The sequence below is a fragment of the Photobacterium gaetbulicola genome (assembly GCF_003025515.1).
Taxonomy (GTDB): Bacteria; Pseudomonadota; Gammaproteobacteria; order Enterobacterales; family Vibrionaceae; genus Photobacterium; species Photobacterium gaetbulicola.
Window position 1 is genome coordinate 109,278 of the sequence record NZ_PYME01000017.1, and the last position, 20,281, is coordinate 129,558.

General features: G+C 50.0%; 20 protein-coding genes. 13 read left to right on the forward strand and 7 right to left on the reverse strand.

Annotated features, from left to right (window positions below; genetic code table 11):
* Positions 1–46: 46 nt before the first annotated feature.
* From C9J03_RS15910 to C9J03_RS15920, 3 genes are all read right to left on the reverse strand, one after another.
* Positions 47–601, reverse strand: a complete 555-nt coding sequence (locus C9J03_RS15910) for a peptidylprolyl isomerase (RefSeq protein ID WP_044624061.1) — start codon at positions 599–601, stop codon at positions 47–49.
* Positions 601–1,170, reverse strand: a complete 570-nt coding sequence (locus tag C9J03_RS15915; protein ID WP_039460598.1) for a YajG family lipoprotein — start codon at positions 1,168–1,170, stop codon at positions 601–603. Before C9J03_RS15915 ends, C9J03_RS15910 begins: the two co-directional genes overlap by 1 nt.
* A 63-nt stretch (positions 1,171–1,233) precedes the next feature.
* Complete coding sequence (locus tag C9J03_RS15920; RefSeq protein WP_044624060.1) at positions 1,234–2,364, reverse strand: methyltransferase; 1,131 nt, start codon at positions 2,362–2,364, stop codon at positions 1,234–1,236.
* 159 nt (positions 2,365–2,523) lie between these two features.
* Between C9J03_RS15920 and bolA the strand changes: the two genes are divergently transcribed.
* The 10 genes from bolA to dinB all read left to right on the forward strand — a co-directional run bounded on the left by bolA (position 2,524) and on the right by dinB (position 11,976).
* Positions 2,524–2,838, forward strand: coding sequence for a transcriptional regulator BolA (gene bolA / locus C9J03_RS15925; protein ID WP_044624059.1), 315 nt, complete (start codon positions 2,524–2,526; stop codon positions 2,836–2,838).
* A gap of 664 nt (positions 2,839–3,502) precedes the next feature.
* Positions 3,503–4,843: a Na(+)-translocating NADH-quinone reductase subunit A gene (locus C9J03_RS15930; protein ID WP_044624058.1), complete on the forward strand. Its 1,341-nt coding sequence runs from the start codon at positions 3,503–3,505 to the stop codon at positions 4,841–4,843.
* Positions 4,844–4,846: 3 nt separating this feature from the next.
* Complete coding sequence (locus C9J03_RS15935; protein WP_039460606.1) at positions 4,847–6,091, forward strand: NADH:ubiquinone reductase (Na(+)-transporting) subunit B; 1,245 nt, start codon at positions 4,847–4,849, stop codon at positions 6,089–6,091.
* Positions 6,081–6,875: a Na(+)-translocating NADH-quinone reductase subunit C gene (locus C9J03_RS15940; protein WP_044624057.1), complete on the forward strand. Its 795-nt coding sequence runs from the start codon at positions 6,081–6,083 to the stop codon at positions 6,873–6,875. Before C9J03_RS15935 ends, C9J03_RS15940 begins: the two co-directional genes overlap by 11 nt.
* A complete protein-coding gene (locus tag C9J03_RS15945; RefSeq protein WP_036831972.1) occupies positions 6,868–7,500 on the forward strand; it encodes an NADH:ubiquinone reductase (Na(+)-transporting) subunit D in 633 nt (210 codons plus the stop codon). Before C9J03_RS15940 ends, C9J03_RS15945 begins: the two co-directional genes overlap by 8 nt.
* A gap of 7 nt (positions 7,501–7,507) precedes the next feature.
* Positions 7,508–8,104, forward strand: coding sequence for an NADH:ubiquinone reductase (Na(+)-transporting) subunit E (nqrE, locus tag C9J03_RS15950; protein WP_039460611.1), 597 nt, complete (start codon positions 7,508–7,510; stop codon positions 8,102–8,104).
* 22 nt (positions 8,105–8,126) lie between these two features.
* Positions 8,127–9,350, forward strand: a complete 1,224-nt coding sequence (gene nqrF / locus C9J03_RS15955; protein WP_044624056.1) for an NADH:ubiquinone reductase (Na(+)-transporting) subunit F — start codon at positions 8,127–8,129, stop codon at positions 9,348–9,350.
* 164 nt (positions 9,351–9,514) lie between these two features.
* Positions 9,515–10,525, forward strand: a complete 1,011-nt coding sequence (locus tag C9J03_RS15960; protein WP_420813014.1) for an FAD:protein FMN transferase — start codon at positions 9,515–9,517, stop codon at positions 10,523–10,525.
* A 10-nt stretch (positions 10,526–10,535) separates the two neighbouring features.
* On the forward strand, positions 10,536–10,757 hold the full coding sequence (nqrM, locus tag C9J03_RS15965; protein ID WP_039460617.1) for a (Na+)-NQR maturation NqrM: 222 nt from the start codon (positions 10,536–10,538) through the stop codon (positions 10,755–10,757).
* Between the two features lie 133 nt (positions 10,758–10,890).
* Complete coding sequence (gene dinB / locus C9J03_RS15970) at positions 10,891–11,976, forward strand: DNA polymerase IV (RefSeq protein WP_044624054.1); 1,086 nt, start codon at positions 10,891–10,893, stop codon at positions 11,974–11,976.
* A gap of 221 nt (positions 11,977–12,197) precedes the next feature.
* On the opposite strand, the gene C9J03_RS15975 is transcribed toward dinB, so the two are convergent.
* From C9J03_RS15975 to C9J03_RS15985, 3 genes are all read right to left on the reverse strand, one after another.
* Positions 12,198–13,658 carry an aminoacyl-histidine dipeptidase gene (locus tag C9J03_RS15975; RefSeq protein ID WP_044624053.1) on the reverse strand — a complete coding sequence of 487 codons (1,461 nt, stop codon included), beginning with the start codon at positions 13,656–13,658 and terminating at the stop codon, positions 12,198–12,200.
* A 132-nt stretch (positions 13,659–13,790) separates the two neighbouring features.
* Positions 13,791–15,434, reverse strand: a complete 1,644-nt coding sequence (locus C9J03_RS15980) for a methyl-accepting chemotaxis protein (protein WP_044624052.1) — start codon at positions 15,432–15,434, stop codon at positions 13,791–13,793.
* Positions 15,435–15,902: 468 nt separating this feature from the next.
* Positions 15,903–16,097: a hypothetical protein gene (locus C9J03_RS15985; RefSeq protein ID WP_044624051.1), complete on the reverse strand. Its 195-nt coding sequence runs from the start codon at positions 16,095–16,097 to the stop codon at positions 15,903–15,905.
* A gap of 419 nt (positions 16,098–16,516) precedes the next feature.
* On the opposite strand from C9J03_RS15985, the gene C9J03_RS15990 reads away from it, so the two are divergent.
* Together C9J03_RS15990 and gpt are read left to right on the forward strand one after the other, a co-directional pair.
* Positions 16,517–17,806, forward strand: coding sequence for an NCS2 family permease (locus C9J03_RS15990; RefSeq protein WP_039460625.1), 1,290 nt, complete (start codon positions 16,517–16,519; stop codon positions 17,804–17,806).
* Between the two features lie 53 nt (positions 17,807–17,859).
* A complete protein-coding gene (gpt, locus tag C9J03_RS15995; RefSeq protein ID WP_044624050.1) occupies positions 17,860–18,318 on the forward strand; it encodes a xanthine phosphoribosyltransferase in 459 nt (152 codons plus the stop codon).
* A gap of 66 nt (positions 18,319–18,384) precedes the next feature.
* On the opposite strand, the gene C9J03_RS16000 is transcribed toward gpt, so the two are convergent.
* Positions 18,385–18,681 carry a hypothetical protein gene (locus tag C9J03_RS16000; protein ID WP_039460630.1) on the reverse strand — a complete coding sequence of 99 codons (297 nt, stop codon included), beginning with the start codon at positions 18,679–18,681 and terminating at the stop codon, positions 18,385–18,387.
* A gap of 252 nt (positions 18,682–18,933) precedes the next feature.
* Here C9J03_RS16000 and frsA point away from each other — a divergent pair, with 252 nt between their 5' ends.
* On the forward strand, positions 18,934–20,196 hold the full coding sequence (gene frsA / locus C9J03_RS16005) for an esterase FrsA (protein ID WP_082060707.1): 1,263 nt from the start codon (positions 18,934–18,936) through the stop codon (positions 20,194–20,196).
* Positions 20,197–20,281: the final 85 nt, after the last annotated feature.

A 20,281-nucleotide genomic window follows, 5' to 3' on the forward strand; every position in this document is an offset into this window, starting at 1 on the left:
CTGTCACCTGATCACAGGCTAATGATCAGGTGACATTAACCTGTGTCTAATTTTTAATAATTTTGACACTTTCAATAACTATAGGCTGCTCCGGAACATCTTTCATACCCATGGAGCGGATAGTTGTTGTCGGAATTTCTGCCATTTTTTCAATAACTGCGAAGCCGCTCACAACTATACCGAATACCGCATAGCCAGGCTGGCTGCCCTTGGCATCTAGGAAGGTGTTGTTTTGGTAGTTGATGTAAAACTGACGGGTGGCCGAGTCTGGTGCCTGGGTACGAGCCATGGCGACCGTCGCCTTGGCATTGCTCAGCCCATTGGTCGATTCATTTTTGATTGGCTCGTAGCTCGAACGGCGCTTGAGATCTTTATCAAAACCACCGCCTTGGGCCATAAACCCCGGGATCACCCGGTGAAAAATGGTGCCTTCGTAGCTGCCATCTTCCACGTAACGAAGGAAGTTTTCACTCGAAATCGGGGCTTTTTCCTGCTCAAGCTCGATGACAAACTCGCCCAAGTTGGTGGTTACCGAGACTTGCGGGGCCGCACTGACCGGCAGAGCCAGGCAAAACAGTAGGGTCGATAGCAAACGACGCATTATAGGTTCTCCTGCATATAAGCGTTCAACTCTGGATCAGCATAGATGTCTTTGAGAACGGCGGTGATCAAATTGTTCATTGCCTGCTCCATGTCTCCTACCGATGCACTCATTGCACCATTGCGGGAAGATTTGCCTGAATAGCGCTTGACGAACTTTCCTTGCGGGGTCTCAACGACCAGCTGGAGCTGTAGCTTGCTGCTCAATTCATGGCTCATCACACTGTGCTTGACGTTGACCATGGCTTCCAGGATATCAAGGCGCAACGTGCCTGCACTGTCTTCTGAGAGGGTGTATCCCTGCGCCGTCAACTGGCGTGATAGGGCATCTTCCAGTGTCAGGCGCAGGTTTTCGTTGCTGTGCAGCGGCTGGACATTTTCACGGCCGCTGTCGACCACGGCAATGAATTGGGCGGTGCGAAGATCACGGCTATCGAGGTTCAAACTTTTGCCTTGTACCAGAGGCTGTGAAGCGATCACCGGCTCAGGGTTGATCGTAAGCTGGGGCTCTGACGGGCTAGAGCAGGCGGTCAGGGCAAGTATGGAGGCCGCAACAAGAAGCTTCTTCATAGTTATTCTATCCTTGGGTAAAGCGGGGGCAGCGCTAGCCCCCGTAAAAAGTGATATTGTAATTTACTTATCTGATTGATAAACGACAAATTTGTTATTTTGGGCAATCACAGTGACATTGCCAAACAGACGCTTTAGCTTTGCGCCATAACCTAAGTGGCGGTTACCTATCACAACCAGCTTGCCATTGGCGCGCAGGGCATGCTTGGCATCGCAAAACATTTGCCAGGCAATATGGTCAGTGATCGCGGACTGCTGGTGGAATGGCGGGTTACACAACACCAAATCGGCACTCTGGGCCGGGAAGCCGTCCAGGCAGTTATTGACCTTGGCGGTGAGCTGGTCAGGATTGTCAAGGTTGTGCTCGGCATTCATTTGGGCCGACGCCGCGGCCATGTAGCTCTCATCCACACAGATCACCTTCGCCTGTGGGTTAAGGCGGGCGGCTTTGATACCGATCACCCCATTACCGCAGCCCAGATCGATGATGTCCTGATACTGCCCACCGCGCGGGATGTGCTCGAGCAGCAAACGGGCACCAATATCCAGACTATCGCTGGAAAATACGTTGGCATGGTTGGACAGGGTCATCTTGTGCTCGGGTACGTCCCATTGCTGAGGGGCAGGCAACGGTTGGGCAAGAGCCGGGTTGGCCTGGCAGAAAATCAGTCTTGCTTTTTTCACTGCCAGCGAGGTTTTGGTCTCACCCAGATGCTTTTCGAACAGTTTCAGGGTCGAAGAGTGGATATCGCGGGCCTTGGCTGCCGCAATGACTGGGCAATCAGCCGGCAGCAACTGGCAAAGTTGCTGCAGTTGCCATACCAGCAGTCGATTGTTTTTCGGCAGCTTCATCAATACCAGCTGCGGATTTTCAGGCAGCTCTGCCAGGCAGTCGATGATGGAGGCTGGTGGTAGCCGATTCTCGGTGAGGTTAGCCATACAGCCTTGCTTGGCGATAAAAGAATCGGTAACCGTTGTGACTTCCCCGTCATCGGCAAACCAGCAGCTCAGTGCCCCGAAACTATCGTTGAGGATAATAATGGGACGGGTTGGGTCGAGGGGAATACCCGCTTCTGTGACGTGATTGATCAGGTACTCGTCTGCAGCGTCCCATGCTTGCAGGGTTTCATTGTTCCTTGCGGGGTAGCGCTGCAGGGTCAGCGTACGCTCATGAAGGGTTAGCTCTGGTTTCATTAACGGTTACTTTACGGTATGTTTACTCATTGGCTGGTATTTTCGCAAAACCAGCACCTACTTAAAACAAATTTTATGTCAGTCTTTATAGGGTATTTATCACTACTGCCGATTAAGTTGTCAGCGGCAGGGGGATTTTACCGTCGGAGAAGGTAAACCATGATCCAGGAACGTATAGAAGATAAATTACAGCAAGCGTTCTCGCCCCTTCACCTCGACGTGATCAATGAGAGTTACATGCACAATGTGCCGGAAGGCTCTGAAAGTCACTTTAAGGTGGTTGTCGTCAGTGAGCAGTTCGAGGGGATGCGCCTTATCGGTCGCCACCGAGCGGTTAACACGGCACTGGCAGACGAGTTGGCCAATGATATCCATGCGCTGGCCATCCATACTTACACCGAAGCCGAGTGGCAGAGTCAGCAGCAAGGTGCGCCGGCTTCACCGGCCTGCCGCGGTGGCAGCAAACTGGGCTGACTGACAGCTGAACCAGTTAAAAAACCGCAACCGTTGCGGTTTTTTTTATTCTGAAGTTTGAGATTTGCAGCATCATTTTCGTACTCAATTTCGTACTATTGCAGAGATACGGCCTATTATAGGTAGATTGAAATTGTATCCCGTGACCGAGCCTCACTTCTGGCTTGGTATAAACCTTGGTGCTTTGCTTGATGTTGTGGTGGAAAAGTAAGACTGCCAAGGGATCTTAGGCGCATCAGTTGTTAACATTGATTAACATGGCGACATATTTGAAACATATAATAATGGGGCATTTTGCCCCATTGTTGTGACTGTATGGTAAATGTTGGGTTTTTATTAATATTTCGGTGACGATGAGAAAAAAATGATAATTGCACCGGATTGTCACTTTTGTGTGTCAGTTCAAAATAATTACCCAACATTGATATTGCGTTTAAAGAGTTAGCCGATTTTCAGCCCGATTAGCGTTGTTTGCCATGGTAAAATCCAACGAAATAATGCTAAAATTCCGGCCTCAAAATTACTCGTCGCCGAAAGTGTGATAGGTAAGTGAATAGGATGTTGCGTTGCTGGTTGCGGATCAAGCCGGCTTCGGACGAAGGAAAGTCGTGTCTAAATTGCGCAATAGAAAAGTTTTTTTCCCGTTAATGTAGTGCAAGTGCGTATGATTACAATAAAGAAGGGTCTGGATATCCCTATTTCAGGGGCTCCTACCCAGGCGATAAATGATGGCAAGGCCATCACACGTGTCGCCTTGCTTGGCGAAGAATATGTTGGTATGCGTCCTACAATGCATATCCGCGTAGGGGATGTAGTGAAAAAAGGTCAGGTTCTTTTTGAAGACAAGAAGAACCCAGGCGTTAAGTTCACTGCTCCAGCCAGCGGCAAGGTTGCAGAAATCAATCGTGGTGCAAAGCGCGTTCTACAATCCGTTGTGATTGATGTAGAAGGCGACGAGCAGATTACATATAACAGCTACGACGCAGGTCAGATTGCTCAGCTTGAGCGTTCTGTACTGGTAGACCAGCTGGTTGAGTCTGGTATGTGGACAGCGCTTCGTACGCGTCCTTTCAGCAAGGTCCCTGCGATCGATGCTGAAACGCAGGCTATCTTTGTAACTGCTATCGACACTAACCCTCTAGCGGCTAACCCAGAAGTTGTTATCAACGAGCAAAGCGATGCATTTACTGCGGGCCTGACAGTACTGTCACGTCTAACAAGCGGTAAAGTATTGGTTTGTAAGTCTGGTGCAAGTCTACCTCGCTGCAGTGAAGCCAATGTGGAAGAGCATGTATTCAACGGTCCGCACCCTGCGGGTCTGGTTGGTACTCACATCCACACCCTGTTCGGCGCAAGCATCGAGAACGTGGCATGGCACATCAACTATCAGGACGTTATCGCATTCGGTAAATTGTTCCTGACAGGTGAGATCTTCACTGACCGTGTGGTTTCTCTGGCTGGTCCTGTAGTTAACAACCCTCGTCTAGTTCGTACCCAGATCGGTGCGTCTATCGAGCAGATCACAGATGCTGAAATGATGCCGGGCGAACTGCGTATCCTTTCTGGTTCTGTACTGAATGGTGTTCACGCCGAAGGCCCTCACGCCTACCTAGGTCGCTATCACCTACAAGTTTCTGCCCTTCGCGAAGGCCGTGAGAAAGAATTCTTGGGCTGGATCGCGCCAGGTAAAAACAAATTCTCTGTTACTCGCTCTTTCCTAAGCCAGTTCTTCCCGGGTCAGCTATTTAACATGACTACGTCGACGAACGGTTCTGAGCGTGCGATGGTGCCAATCGGCAACTACGAAAAAGTGATGCCGCTTGATATCGAGCCGACTCTGCTTCTTCGTGACCTGTGTGCAGGTGACGTAGACAGTGCTCAGCAGCTAGGTGCACTAGAGCTGGACGAAGAAGATCTAGCACTATGTACCTTCGTATGCCCAGGTAAGTATGAATTTGGTCCTTTGCTACGTCAGTGCCTGGACACAATTGAGAAGGAAGGGTAATTCATGAGCCTCAAGAATTTACTCGAGCAGGTTGAACACCATTTTGAGCCGGGTGGTAAGCACGAGAAGTGGTTTGCGCTTTATGAAGCGTTTGCAACTTTGATGTACACACCGGGTCAGGTAACCCGTACAAGCGCACACGTTCGTGACAGCGTTGACCTAAAACGCATCATGATCATGGTGTGGTTTGCGGTTTTCCCAGCAATGTTCTGGGGTATGTACAACACCGGTCACCAAGCTATCGCAGCGCTTAACCACCTTTACGTGGGTGAGCAACTGGCAACTATCGTTGCTGGCGACTGGCACTACTGGCTAACAGAAATGCTAGGCGGCACTATGTCAGCAGACGCTGGCTGGGGTAGCAAAATGCTACTGGGTGCGACCTACTTCCTACCTATTTATGCTGTTGTATTTGCAGTTGGTGGTTTCTGGGAAGTCCTATTCTGTATGGTGCGTAAGCACGAAGTTAACGAAGGCTTCTTCGTAACCTCGATCCTTTTCGCACTGATCGTACCGCCAACACTACCACTATGGCAGGCTGCACTGGGTATTACCTTCGGTGTTGTCGTTGCTAAAGAAATCTTCGGTGGTACTGGTCGTAACTTCCTTAACCCTGCATTGGCAGGCCGTGCGTTCCTGTTCTTCGCATACCCAGCTCAGATCTCTGGTGATCTAGTATGGACTGCGGCAGATGGCTTCTCTGGTGCAACAGCACTGAGCCAGTGGGCACACGGTGGTCAGGCGGCAGTGATCAACACTGTGACTGGCGATACTATCAGCTGGATGGACGCGTTCATCGGCCGTATCCCGGGTTCTATCGGTGAAGTTTCAACCCTAGCTATCATCCTTGGTGGCGCAATGATCGTGTTTATGGGCATCGCTTCATGGCGCATCATCGCGGGTACGCTGATCGGTATGATCGCGACAGCGACGCTATTCAACATTATCGGTTCTGACACCAACGCAATGTTCAGCATGCCATGGCACTGGCACCTAGTTCTAGGTGGTTTTGCATTCGGTATGATGTTTATGGCGACCGACCCAGTGTCTGCAGCATTTACCAACAAAGGTAAGTGGTGGTACGGCGCACTAATCGGTGCAATGGCTGTTATGGTTCGTGTGGTTAACCCTGCGTACCCAGAAGGTATGATGCTAGCAATCCTATTTGCTAACCTATTCGCACCTCTATTTGACAACCTAGTAGTTCAGGGCAACATCAAGCGGAGACTAGCTCGTCATGTCAAGTAATAACGATAGCATTAAAAAGACGCTAATTGTTGTTATCGCATTGAGCCTAGTGTGCTCAATCGTGGTATCAGCGGCAGCGGTTGCTCTGCGTCCACTGCAGCAGAAGAATGCGGTGCTTGATGTTCAGCGCAACATCCTTTCAGTAGCGGGCCTTCTGCAAGATGGCACCAACATCACTGAAGCTTACGACCAGTTCATCGAGCCTAAGCTTGTTAACCTAGAAACAGGCGAGTTCGTAGAGCAGACTGAAGAAGGTGCAACTGCATCTGAGTACAGCCAGCGTGACGCAGCGAAAGATCCAGCGCAGTCAATTCGCCTTTCTGGTGACCAAGACCTAGCGAAGATCATCCGCCGTGCAAACGTTGCAACAGTTTACCTAGTGAAAGATGCGAACGATAACATCGACAAGCTGATCCTACCGGTACACGGTGGTGGTCTGTGGTCAATGATGTACGCATTCATCGCAGTAGAAACTGACGGCAACACGCTTGCGGGTATCACTTACTACGAGCAGGGTGAAACTCCTGGACTTGGTGGTGAGATCGAGAACCCGAACTGGCGTGCACAGTTCGTTGGTAAAGAATTGTTCGACAGCAACAACAAGCCAGCTATCCGCGTCGTTAAAGGCGGTGCACCTGAAGGTGACATCCACGGTGTAGATGGTCTGTCTGGTGCAACCCTAACTGCAAATGGTGTTCAGCACACCTTCGACTTCTGGTTGGGTGACATGGGCTTTGGTCCATTCCTGGCTAAAGTTCGTGAAGGAGGCCTAAACAATGGCTGATACTAAAGAAATGAAGAAGATTCTGTTTGCGCCGTTTATCGACAACAACCCGATCGCGCTTCAGATTCTTGGTGTTTGTTCTGCGCTGGCAGTAACAACCAAACTAGAGACGGCATTCGTAATGACCCTAGCGGTAACATTCGTTTGTGCATTCTCTAACTTGTTCGTATCTCTGATCCGTAACCACATTCCAAACAGCGTACGTATCATCGTACAGATGGCGATCATCGCATCGTTGGTAATCGTGGTAGACCAGGTACTGAAAGCCTTTGTTTACGATATCTCTAAGCAGCTTTCTGTATTCGTTGGTCTGATCATCACGAACTGTATCGTTATGGGTCGTGCTGAAGCATACGCAATGAAGTCTGAGCCTCTACCATCTCTTGTAGACGGTATTGGTAACGGTCTTGGTTACGGCTTCGTACTTATCACTGTAGCTTTCTTCCGTGAACTATTCGGTTCAGGCAAACTATTTGGTGTGGAAATCCTGCCGCTAGTGTCTGACGGTGGTTGGTACCAGCCAAACGGTATGATGATCCTAGCACCATCAGCGTTCTTCCTGATTGGTTTCATGATCTGGGCTATCCGTATCATCCGTCCAGAACAAATCGAAGCGAAGGAGTAAGGGGAACATGGAACATTATCTAAGCCTTCTGGTTCGTTCGATCTTTATCGAGAACTTGGCACTGTCGTTCTTCCTAGGTATGTGTACATTCCTAGCCGTATCGAAAAAAGTTAAAACTTCTTTCGGTCTGGGTGTAGCGGTAATCGTTGTACTAACGATCGCTGTTCCTGTGAACAACCTGATCTACAACCTACTGCTAAAAGACGGCGCCATTGTTTCAGGTGTTGACCTTAGCTTCCTGAACTTCATTACGTTCATCGGTGTTATCGCGGCACTGGTACAGATTCTGGAAATGGTTCTGGACCGCTTCTTCCCGCCGCTATATAACGCGCTAGGTATTTTCCTACCATTGATCACTGTAAACTGTGCGATCTTCGGTGGTGTATCTTTCATGGTACAGCGTGATTATAACTTTGCTGAATCTGTAGTATACGGTCTTGGTTCTGGTATCGGTTGGATGCTAGCAATCGTTGCTCTTGCGGGTATCCGTGAGAAGATGAAATATTCAGACGTACCTCCTGGTCTTCGCGGCCTAGGTATTACATTCATCACCGTTGGTCTAATGGCGTTGGGCTTCATGTCCTTCTCCGGCGTTCAGCTGTAATCAGGATAATAAGGAATAATCAATGGATATTATTCTTGGCGTAGTCATGTTCACCCTGATTATCCTGGCTCTAGTTCTAGTGATCCTATTCGCTAAATCTAAGCTAGTACCATCAGGTGACATTACTATCTCAGTAAATGGCGATCCGGAAAAAGCGATTAAAACCGCTGCCGGTAGCAAACTGCTAAATGCTCTATCAGCAAATGGTATCTTCGTATCATCTGCTTGTGGTGGTGGTGGTTCATGTGGCCAGTGCCGCGTGAAGGTAAAATCTGGTGGCGGCGATATCCTGCCAACAGAGCTTGACCACATCACTAAAGGTGAAGCACGTGAAGGCGAGCGTCTGGCGTGTCAGGTTAACGTGAAATCTGACATGGACATCGAGCTTCCAGAAGAAATCTTTGGCGTTAAAAAGTGGGAATGTGAAGTTCTTTCGAATGATAACGAAGCGACGTTCATTAAAGAACTTGTGCTTAAAATCCCTGAAGGTGAGGAAGTTCCTTTCCGTGCAGGTGGTTACATTCAGATTGAAGCTGAACCGCACCACATTAAATACTCTGACTTCGATATTCCTGAGGAATACCGCGAAGATTGGGACAAGTTCAACCTGTTCCGTTACGAGTCTATCGTGAAAGAGCATTCAATCCGTGCTTACTCTATGGCGTCATACCCAGAAGAGAAAGGCTTGATCAAGCTGAACGTACGTATTGCAACGCCGCCGCCAAACAACCCTGATGTACCACCTGGCATTATGTCATCGTACATCTGGTCGCTTAAGGCTGGTGACACTTGTACTATCTCTGGTCCATTCGGTGAGTTCTTCGCGAAAGAAACTGACAACGAAATGGTATTCATCGGTGGTGGTGCTGGTATGGCACCAATGCGTTCGCACATCTTCGACCAGCTTCTGCGCTTGAAATCTAAGCGTAAGATGACTTACTGGTACGGTGCGCGTTCTAAGCGTGAAATGTTCTACGTAGAAGATTTCGATACGCTAGCTGCTGACAATGAGAACTTCGAGTGGCACGTTGCCCTGTCTGATCCACTACCAGAAGATAACTGGGATGGTTACACAGGCTTCATCCACAACGTGATCTACGAGAACTACCTGAAAGATCACGAAGCTCCAGAAGATTGTGAGTACTACATGTGTGGTCCACCAATGATGAACGCAGCGGTTATCGGCATGCTGAAAGATCTTGGTGTTGAAGACGAAAACATCCTACTGGATGACTTCGGTGGCTAATTAGCCGCACACTGAAAAACTGGCTGATCCCAACCGGGGTCAGCCTTTTTTCGTAATAAGCGCATAATAACGGTATGTAAGCTAAGGTTTTTATACATGGTGCTTACACATTACAAATAATAATGACTGTCTTTCATTTGGGGAGTAGTTGGATGAAGACATTGCTGCACCGCGCACTGCTGATGCTTGCGTTGGTTTTTACCCTGTCGGCCTGTAGTGATCAGCGTGAGATGATCCACCTGAACGGTTCGACCATGGGTACCTACTATTCAATTAAGTTGATTAAGCAGGAAGGCTTACCGGCTGCCACGGATATTCAGGCAGAAATTGACCGTCGACTGGAGCTGGTTAACGACCAGATGTCGACGTACCGTAAGCATTCCGAGCTCAGCCAATTTAACCAGTCGCGCTCGAGCGAGCCGTTTGAAGTGTCGCCAGACACTGCCAAGGTCGTGACTGAGGCTATCCGCCTAGCCAAACTAACAGGCGGTGCGCTGGATGTGACGGTGGGGCCGATTGTCAACTTGTGGAGCTTCGGCCCAGAAGCACGCCCGGAGAAAACACCGACCGAGCAAGAACTGGCCGAACGCCGCAAGATAGTGGGTATTCACCATTTGAGTGTCGAAGGCAACAGCCTGATCAAAGATATCCCGGAGCTGTATGTCGATCTGTCCTCGATTGCCAAGGGATTTGGGGTTGACGTGGTCGCCGATTACTTTGATGATCTAGGCGTGGCGGATTACCTGGTTGAGATCGGTGGTGAGCTGAGCTTGAAAGGTAATAACCTGGAAGGTGTGCCTTGGCGCATCGCGATTGAAAAGCCAACCGAAGACGGTAGCCGGGCGATTCAGGAAGTGATTGAACCGGGAGACATGGCGGTTGCGACATCAGGTGATTACCGTAACTATTTCGAAGAAGACGGTGTGCGTTACTCGCACCTGATCGACCCCAATAGCGGTATGCCCATTGCCAACCATGTAGTATCGGTAACAGTGTTGCACCCATCAAGCATGACGTCCGATGCCCTGGCGACGGCGTTCTCTGTGATGGGGGAGGAAAAAGCGCTGGCGTTGGCTAACCAGGAGCAAATTCCATTGCTGCTGGTTGTGAAAACAGAGCAAGGCTTCAAGGAATATACCTCGGATGCTTTTGCCCCATACATGAATCAAAAGTAGAGATTGAACAATGGTTATCTATGTAACTACCTTTGCTGTGTTTTTGCTGGTCATCACTGCGATGGCTGTTGGCTACATTTTCCAGCGCAAAAGCGTCAGTGGCAGCTGTGGCGGCCTTGACGGCATCGGTATTGCCAAAGAGTGTGACTGCCCAGAGCCATGTGATGCCCGCCTAAAGCGTGAGGCGCGTGAAGCGCGTGCAGCGGAATGGAAGAAAAACCAGATCATCTGATCAGCAAGCATTCGCTCAATTGAATTCTAAGCCCGGCCCTGCAACAGCCGGGCTTTTTGTTGGGCTTCACAGTGCCTGCCGCAACCTCTATAATGTCACTGTATAAAAAAACAGTAATCAGGTAGCCGCTCGCATGTCTCTGTTGTCCCCCCCAAAGCCTGCCAAGGTCCAGAAAAAGATCATCCATGTTGATATGGATTGTTTTTTTGCGGCGGTAGAGATGCGCGATAACCCTGAGCTGCGAGATATCCCCATTGCCATCGGTGGGCGGTCGGAGCAGCGGGGGGTGATCAGTACCTGTAATTATTTGGCGCGAAAGTACGGCGTGCGCTCGGCGATGCCAACAGGCAGGGCGATGCAACTGTGTCCCCACCTGACCTTGGTGTCCGGCCGAATGAGTGTCTACAAAGAGGTTTCGGGCCAGATCCGTGAGATCTTCCAGCGCTATACCGATAAGATCGAACCACTTTCCCTTGATGAAGCCTACTTGGATGTCACCGACTGCGAACTGTGTCATGGTTCGGCCACGCTGATTGCCGAAGATATCCGCCGGGCTATTCGCGAAGAGCTCAATCTGACGGCATCTGCCGGGATAGCCCCGGTTAAGTTCATTGCCAAGATAGCGTCGGATCTCAACAAGCCCGATGGCCAATATGTCGTGACCCCGGATCAGATCCCCGCTTTCGTGGCAGACTTGAAACTCGAGAAGATCCCCGGTGTCGGCAAGGTCACCATCCAGAAGCTGCATGATAAAGGCTTGTATGTCGGTAAGGATGTGCAGCAATACGACCGGCACTTGCTGTTGCAGCAGTTCGGTAAGTTCGGCCAGTCGTTGTGGTCGCGTGCCCACGGTATTGACGAGCGTGAAGTGGTAGTGGAAAGGGAGCGCAAATCGGTCGGCGTGGAACGGACGTTCTCACAAAATATCAGCACTTATGAGCAGTGCTGGGAGGTGATAGATCGCTTGTTCCCCGAATTGGAAAAGCGACTCAAGCAGGTCCGTCCCGAGCTCAATATTGCCAAGCAGGGGGTGAAGGTGAAATTCGCCGACTTCCAGCAAACCACGGTGGAGCATACTCAGCCGAAGTTGGACAAGGCCCAGTTCGAGGGCCTTCTGAAAGAGGCCCTGACCCGTCAGCAAGACAGGGAAATCCGCTTGATAGGGATCAGTGTCGGTTTGGATCTTGGCACCCGGGCGCAGCAGCTATCGTTGTTTTGAACGTGGCCATAGGCGGAAGGCAAGAGGCTACTGGAAGAGCAAGAAATTGAAAGTAATTATTTTACACGTAAAGCTTTCTTTTTAGGATAAATAGCCAATAGCCAATAGCCAATAGCCAATAGCCAATAGCCAATAGCCAATAGCCAATAGCCAATAGCCAGGATCAAAAAAGCGAACTCACAGGAGTTCGCTTTTCTTATCGGTTACTCAGAAAGCAACGGCTACGCCTTTACTGGAATATTCTTCAGGATCGCAACCATTTGCTCCCAGAACAGGGCAACGGTGTCGATCTGGACTTTTTCGTCCGGTGAATGCGGGAACTTGATCGTCGGACCGAAAGATATCATATCCATGTTTGGGTATGGTTTCTTGAACAGGCCACATTCAAGGCCGGCGTGGATCACCATGATGTTCGGTACGCGGCCGTAGATGCCCTCGTACGTTTCGCGGAACAGGTGCATCACTTCAGAGTCAGCGTCTGGTTTCCAGCCCGGGTAGGTGCCAGAGAACGCACAGCTAGCACCTGCAAGTGAAGCAACGGCTTTGAGCATGCCTTCTACATTGCTGCGGCCCGAGTCGATTAGCGAACGGATCAGGCAAAGTACCGTGATTTTATCCGCTTCTGTGGTGATAACACCGACGTTCAGTGAGGTTTCAACCACACCTTCGATGTCATCACTCATGCGGATCACACCATTAGGAGTTGCATTTAGCATGTTGATGAAACGCTGCTGGTCAGCGGCTACTAGTACGTCTGTTGGCAGCTCTGCAGCTTCGGTAAATAGATTGATGTCCGTTTCGACACGGCCAAGCTCAGCCACAAGCAGTTCTTGGAAGTAAGCGAATAGCTCGTTAAGCTTGTCTACGTTCTCTGCTGGCAGGGTAACGACAGCGCTCGCTTCTCGTGGAATAGCGTTACGCAGGCTACCGCCCGTTAGCGAGGTGAGGCGCAAACCCAGCTCTTCGGCATGACCAAATAGGAAGCGGCCTAGGATCTTGTTGGCATTGCCTCGGCCTGTGTGGATATCACAGCCAGAGTGGCCGCCTTTCAGGCCTTTAACAACAAGTTTAACGGCTTGGTAGTCCGCAGGTGTTGCTTCGCGCTGGGTAGCGAGAACCAGTGACCCATCGACACCGCCGGCACAGCCCATGTAGACTTCACCTTCTTGCTCTGAGTCGGTGTTGAGCAGGATATCACCTTCCAGCCAGCCTTCTTCTAGGCCGAAGGCGCCCGTCATACCGGCTTCTTCATCAATGGTCAGCAGCACTTCCAGTGGGCCGTGTTCGATATCTTTCGATGCCAGTACCGCAAGGCAGGCTGCCATCCCCATGCCATTGTCAGCACCTAGGGTGGTCCCTTTTGCGGTTACCCACTCACCGTCGATGTATGGCTGGATAGGATCGGTCAGGAAATCATGGTCGGTATCTTCGTTCTTCTGCGGCACCATATCGATGTGGGCCTGAAGAACAACACCCTTGCGATCTTCCATACCTGGTGTCGCTGGCTTTTTGATGAAGACGTTACCCACGGCATCACGGCGTACCTCAAGGCCTTCGCCTTGGGCAAATTGGATGATGTGCTGGGCAAGCGCTTCTTCATGTTTGGATGGGTGCGGGATTGAGCAGATTTGATCGAAGAATTGCCACACTGGCTGAGGTGACAGTTGACTGATTTCTGACACAGCAGTCTCCTTTATAAACTTTTGGTTATAGGCGATGAGTTAGCGGGAAATTAACTATATTGCAAAGTTATTCAGAACAATTAACTATCGCGGTTAACCTCAAGGATACCACTGTGCCTGAAACGGTAACAGCTAAATCTTAAAGTGGCTGATATGGCGCTCGAGGCTTTCCCCATTGGCCAGCAGCTGGGTGCTGGCGGCAGCAATATGACTCCCGTGTTCGGCTGTCTGATGGCTATGTTCGGTGAGTTGGTGCAGGGTCTGGTTAATGGCTTCTGCAGCCTGTGACTGTTGGTCACTGGCTTCGGCAATGTGCTGGTTGAGCGTTAAAATTGTGGTGATCTGCTGACCAATCGCCGATAGGGTCTGGGCTACCTCATCGGCATGCTCGGCCGTGCTGGATGATTGCTGGCGGGTTTTGACCAGGGCTCTGCTTACACTGCCTGCCTTGTCTTGCAGGCTGGCAATGATGGCTTCTATTTCATTGGTGCTTGATTGGGTTCGGTTGGCCAGGGTGCGAACTTCATCGGCGACAACCGCAAAGCCACGACCTTGCTCTCCCGCCCGGGCTGCCTCGATGGCTGCGTTAAGGGCCAGCAGGTTGGTTTGCTCGGCAATGCCGCGGATCACATCCAGTACCGATCCTATGGTTTGTGAGTCGCTGTCCAGTGCATGGGCACTGTGGTTGGCCTCATCCAGCAAGGTGAGCAGCGCGTGCATCTCTTTTGCAGAGTTCGAGACTACGGCAATGCTGTTAGTACTGTATTGTTGGGCTTGATCGGCGGCATCGGCTGCTTGTTGCGCTGACTGGGCGATGTCTTGGTTATTGGTGTGGAGCTGGTTCATGGCGGCGGCCACGCTGTCGATACCGCGATAAGCTTGATTGGCGCTGCCAGCCGTTTGGGTGGCGACACTGTTGAGCTGGCTTGCCGCCGCACTGATTTGATCGCTGGCTGGGGCGATGTCACGCAGCATATCGGATAAATGGCCAGAGAAAGTGTTGAACGAGCGGGCCAGTTGACTGAGTTCATCATCCCCTTGGCAGGGGAGGCGCTGGGTCAAATCCCCCTCTCCCTTGGCGATATCATGCATGGCTCGGGCTGTTTCTTGGCATGGAATGGTGATAGAGCGGGTGATCACCCAAGCCAGTACCGCACTGAGTGCTAATGCACTGAGCAGGTACACACTGAATTGTTGGAACTCACTCAACAATAGTGCTTTGACATCATCGACATAGATCCCCGAGCCGACAATCCATCCCCAGGGGGCGAAGCCTTTCACAAACGAGATCTTCTCGATTGGCGTACTGAATCCTGGCTTTTCCCAATAGTAGTCGACAAAACCTTGGCCTTGTTGGCGGACAATATTGGCCATTTCGACAAACAGAGCTGTGCCATTGGGATCGGTTAAGGTATCCAAACGCTGGCCGTTGAGGGCGGGTTTGAAAGGGTGCATGACCATGGTGGGCACCATGTCGTTGATCCAGAAATAATCCTTTTGTTCATATCGCAAGGTAGCAAGTGCATCAATGGCATGTTGCTTGGCTTGTGCTTGGGTTAGGGTGCCTTGCTGTTCCAAGGAGTGATAATAGCCGAGCAGGCTATGGGCACTTTCAACCAGGTGGCGGGTTTTCAGCCTTTTTTGCTCCAGGATGTTGGTTTGATAGTTGGCAATAAACAGCGCCAGCGGCAGAAGAGTCAGTAGAGTGACGATAAAGCTCAGCAAGTATAAACGCTTACCAATAGACACTTTTCTGAGTAATGGAAATGCCGCCATGTTATCCCTCATTCATTGTAGTTTTAGCTCTGCGCATGGTTGAATAAGATATGTTGTAACTATGTAGTAGTTCAAGGGGGGAGGGGTTACACTTTGGTCGCAAAGGAGTGAAAATGTGAGCGCCCGCGCTGTAACTTAATTACAGTTTTTGTTGTTCTAACACTCAATAACGGCAAAAGTGTGACGAGGTTAAAGAAAATGCTTGAAAGTTTATTACGGCAAGGGTATAGTTTCACCATCTTCTGAACGAAGACGAACGACACAAAAATTTTGCTCTAGGATGAGCCCGAGATATCGCCTCCAAGGAACCGAGTTTAAGTCAGGCCAAGACGGCCAAACACGTACAACGTGTAGTCATTGCTTAATAGTTAAGGTGATAAAAATGAAAGTATTTGAATCTGTAAACAAGTTTTGGAACAACCGCGCTGTATACACCGGTAACTTTAAATACCCAAGCTCGTTCGGCTACTAATTCTTGCGTCTTGCTTGGTTCTCTACATTGCCGGGCAGGATCTGAGTGGTCAATTTTTTTTTGTTCACCCCCCTTTCTTTAAGAATTTCTTGAAACCGCATTTCGGTTTTAGTCACATTCTTGACGCCACTTCCAGTTGGAGTGGCGTTTTTTTTGTCTTCTTGAACCATCAAGCTGTTTTTGTCAGTCATACCTCCCGGCGTTAACGATAGCTTTATTTTATGCCTTTGAGGTGTATTCGATTACATCTGCTGTTAACTGTTAATTCATGCAATTTCATGGTGGATATTAACGATTGCGCATAGGTGGAAAATATTAATTGAACAAAATGTAGCCGCGCTGTTAAAATTTCAAGTTGTTGTTTTTATTGGTTTAAATTTCAAGTTCATATTGCTTGGTTGGTTTTTTATTCGGTTGATTGTATTCGTTGATGATAATTGCGTTATTTACTGGAAATTGACAATTATCGAGCATATAATCGCCACCCAAAATAGGGACGCAATCGTTTTCTATTTGTTGAAAATTCGTGATGTGTGGAAACCGAGAACCGGCTTCGGCTCATCCCTTAAACCAATATCAATTGCTTAATATCTCCAAGGAATCGAGAGCAATGCTTGAGAAACTTTTTAAACTCAAAGAGAACGGTACCGATGTACGTACTGAGCTGCTAGCGGGTCTGACTACCTTCTTGACGATGGCTTACATCATTTTTGTAAACCCATCTATGCTGTCGGCGACGGGTATGGACCAAGGCGCGGTATTTGTTGCGACCTGTCTGGCTGCGGTTGTGGGCTGTTTCATCATGGGCTTTGTGGCTAACTACCCAGTGGCTCAGGCGCCGGGGATGGGCCTGAATGCGTTTTTCACCTACGGTGTGGTGCTGGGAATGGGCCACACGTGGCAGGTTGCGCTTGCGGCGGTATTCTTGTCCGGCCTGTGTTTTATTGCCCTGAGTGTACTGAAGGTGCGAGAGTGGATTATCAACTCAATTCCTCATGCGCTGCGTATCGGGATCTCGGCGGGTATTGGTTTGTTCCTGGCGTTTATCGCCCTGCAAAGCTCAGGTATTGTCGTTGATAACCCTGCGACTCTGGTGCAGGTTGGCGATTTCACTAGCTTCCCGGCGGCAATGGCGTCACTTGGTTTCTTCCTGACCATTGCCCTAGTGCACCGTGGTTACAAAGCGGCGGTACTGATTGCCATTCTGGCGGTTACCGCAATCAGTGTGCTGGTGGGCGAAGTGAGCTATGCCGGTATTGTGTCGGCACCACCGAGCATTGCCCCAACGTTCATGCAGATGGATTTCTCCGGAGCATTGGAAGTAGGCTTGATTTCAGTTGTGTTCGCGTTCTTGTTCGTCGACCTGTTCGACACTGCGGGCACCTTGGTCGGTGTCGCAACCAAAGCAGAGCTGATCGACAAAGACGGTAAGCTACCTCGTCTAAACCGTGCACTATTGGCCGACAGTACGGCGACTTCAGTGGGAGCGGTATTAGGTACATCGAACACGACCTCTTACGTTGAGAGCGTATCGGGTGTGGCTGTTGGCGGCCGCACCGGCCTTACCGCTGTGACGGTTGGCGTTTTGTTCCTGTTGGCATTGTTCTTTGCCCCGCTAGCAGGTATGGTGCCTGCCTATGCGACAGCAGGTGCCCTGTTCTATGTCGCCATCCTGATGATGTCGGGTTTGGTGAGTGTTGATTGGCGCGACTTAACAGAAGCAGCACCAGTAGTTGTAGTTTGCCTACTGATGCCGTTAACATACTCCATCGCTGAAGGTATTGGCCTTGGCTTTATCACCTACGCTGCCGTTAAGACAATGAGTGGCAAAGGTCGCGATGTAAATATTAGCGTTTGGGTCATTGCTGCCCTATTCGTTGCTAAGATTATTTTTCTATAACAGTAAATAAATACATACAGCAGTTTTTCTGCTGACTCAGAGGTTCATCGGATATGAGTAATAAGTTCATCATCACTTGGGACAACATGCAAATGTATACCCGCCAGCTAGCAGAGAAATTGCTTCCTGCCGATCAGTGGAAAGGTATCATTGCCGTTAGTCGTGGTGGCCTGGTTCCATCAGCAATCTTGGCGCGTGAACTTGGTATTCGTTATGTTGATACTGTATGTATCTCTAGCTACGACCATGATCACCAGCGTGATATGAAAGTGTTGAAACAAGCTGAAGGTGATGGTGAAGGTTTCATCGTTATCGATGATCTGGTGGACACTGGCGGTACGGCGGAAATGATCCGTCAAATGTACCCTAAAGCAAAATTCGTAACTGTATGTGCGAAGCCTGCTGGTAAGCACCTGGTTGATGACTACGTTGTTGATATCCCGCAGGAAACTTGGATTGAGCAGCCATGGGATATGGCAGTAACATTTGTTGATCCAATCGCGAAGCAATAATATTACTGACAACGAGTTAAAAAGGAGCCTAAAGGCTCCTTTTTTTATGCCGGTAACTTCACTGGGTTAGCTGGCTTTGGTCTTGATATCCGATAGGGATTCCCCACTGGGCTTATTGCGGTAATAGTTGTTGTAGTTGATGATATCAACCATGGTGTTACCGGTGATTTCGCATTGGCGCTGATATTTGATCTGGTAGCTATCGGGTATACGCTCACCGGAGGCGTCAAGACATAATGGGGTTTTGGCATTCACCGCGCCCGATGCTTCGCCAGGGTTGGCACCCAAGGAGCCACCACTGCCAAAAGCGAGGACCGATGAAGAGAAGAGAAGCGAAACAACTAGGCAAAAGACATATCGCATACTTACCACCGTATGAAGTACTGATTGGTAAGTAAAAGCATAGCTTAGTCCTGGCATTTCCCCAGTAACGCTTGTGCAACTCATGGGAATTGTCTAACGGCTCATACAGTAAGTACCTGTTGGGTGGTATACTTTAAAAATATAAACACAATAAGCACACCTTTAGACTGAACCGGAATAGCGTGCTTTGCCATAGACCGGAAGTGCTCAAGTCTGCATTGAATGTGTGTGCAAACCGAAATGGAGCAGAACGTGTCCGAACCGTCCAAAACCAATCTGTCCGAAAAGCTCTTTGCCCCTAGGCAAACATCCAAAGAAACATCGAGCCTAGTGAAGTTGGCCCATGTCGTCGATGCCCCAATCCACAGTGCGCTGGATGGTGATACCGAGATCGGTTGGTATCGGGTGATGCGCCGCCCGCAATGGATCTGGCAGGGGATCGATCCGATTGAACTGGAGGCGATTCTAGCAAGAATCGCCAATTCCGAAGCGCCGCGAACCCGTGATGATTTGCTCGATACCGTTATTGGCTACAAACCGGGTAACTGGGTGTATGAGTGGTGCCAGTCAGGTGCCATGTACCATAAGGCCGCGCGGGCGTTGCTTGAACAAGGCGAGAAGGAAAAAGCCGCCGAACAACTCATCACTGCCAGTATGTATTACAGTATCGGTGCCTACCCACACCTTAAGGGGGACGACTTGGCCGCCCAGGCTGAGTTGCAAGCCAACCAGGCCTACCGAGATGCCATGGATAGCCTGCCGCATCAAATGCGCACCATTGATGTCAAGTACGAGAACAAGACGTTCCAGGCGTTTATCCACCTGCCGCGTACCGACAAGCTGCTTCCAACGGTCATCGTTAGTGGCGGGCTGGATATGTTGCAGTCGGATTTGCTGCGGCTGTACCAAAAATACTTCGGACCAGCAGGCTTTGCGATGATCACTTTGGATATGCCGTCTGTCGGCCACAGCAGCCATTGGTCGCTGACCGAAGATACCAGCCGCCTCCATCAGGCCTTGTTGCAGCAAGTTAAGGACGTGCCGTGGGTTGACCATACCCGGATAGCAATGCTTGGGCTGCGCTTTGGCGGTAATGCCGCGATTCGGCTCGGTTTCCTTGAACCTACCCGTTTGAAAACCTGTGTCAGTATTGGCGGTATCATTCATAGTGGTCTGGCCGATCCCAAGCGGCTGGATGCCATGCCTCGCATGTATCTGGATATGATTGCCTCACGGTTAGGGAAGAATGGGGTGTCAAAGACCAGCCTGTTGTCTCATCTGCCAGCGTGGTCACTCAAGAACCAGGGCCTACTGGGCCGTCGCAAGATCGACTTGCCGATGCTGGGTATTGGCCTTAAGAGCGATCCTGTCTGCTCGGAGTTTGACAATCAACTTATCGCTATGTCGAGCCGTGGTGGCAAGGCGGTGACCCTGCCGGACAAGCCGTTGCACGACGGCTACCACCGGGCGATGACGACAGTAGTGGACTGGCTCAAGGAGAAGCTTGCAGAGTAAGCCAAGTTGTCAAATTGTGCGCCTTGTAAATAAATTGTTGCCAAATGAGCGGTTTACGGCTTAAATGGAAAAGGTTAATGATTGC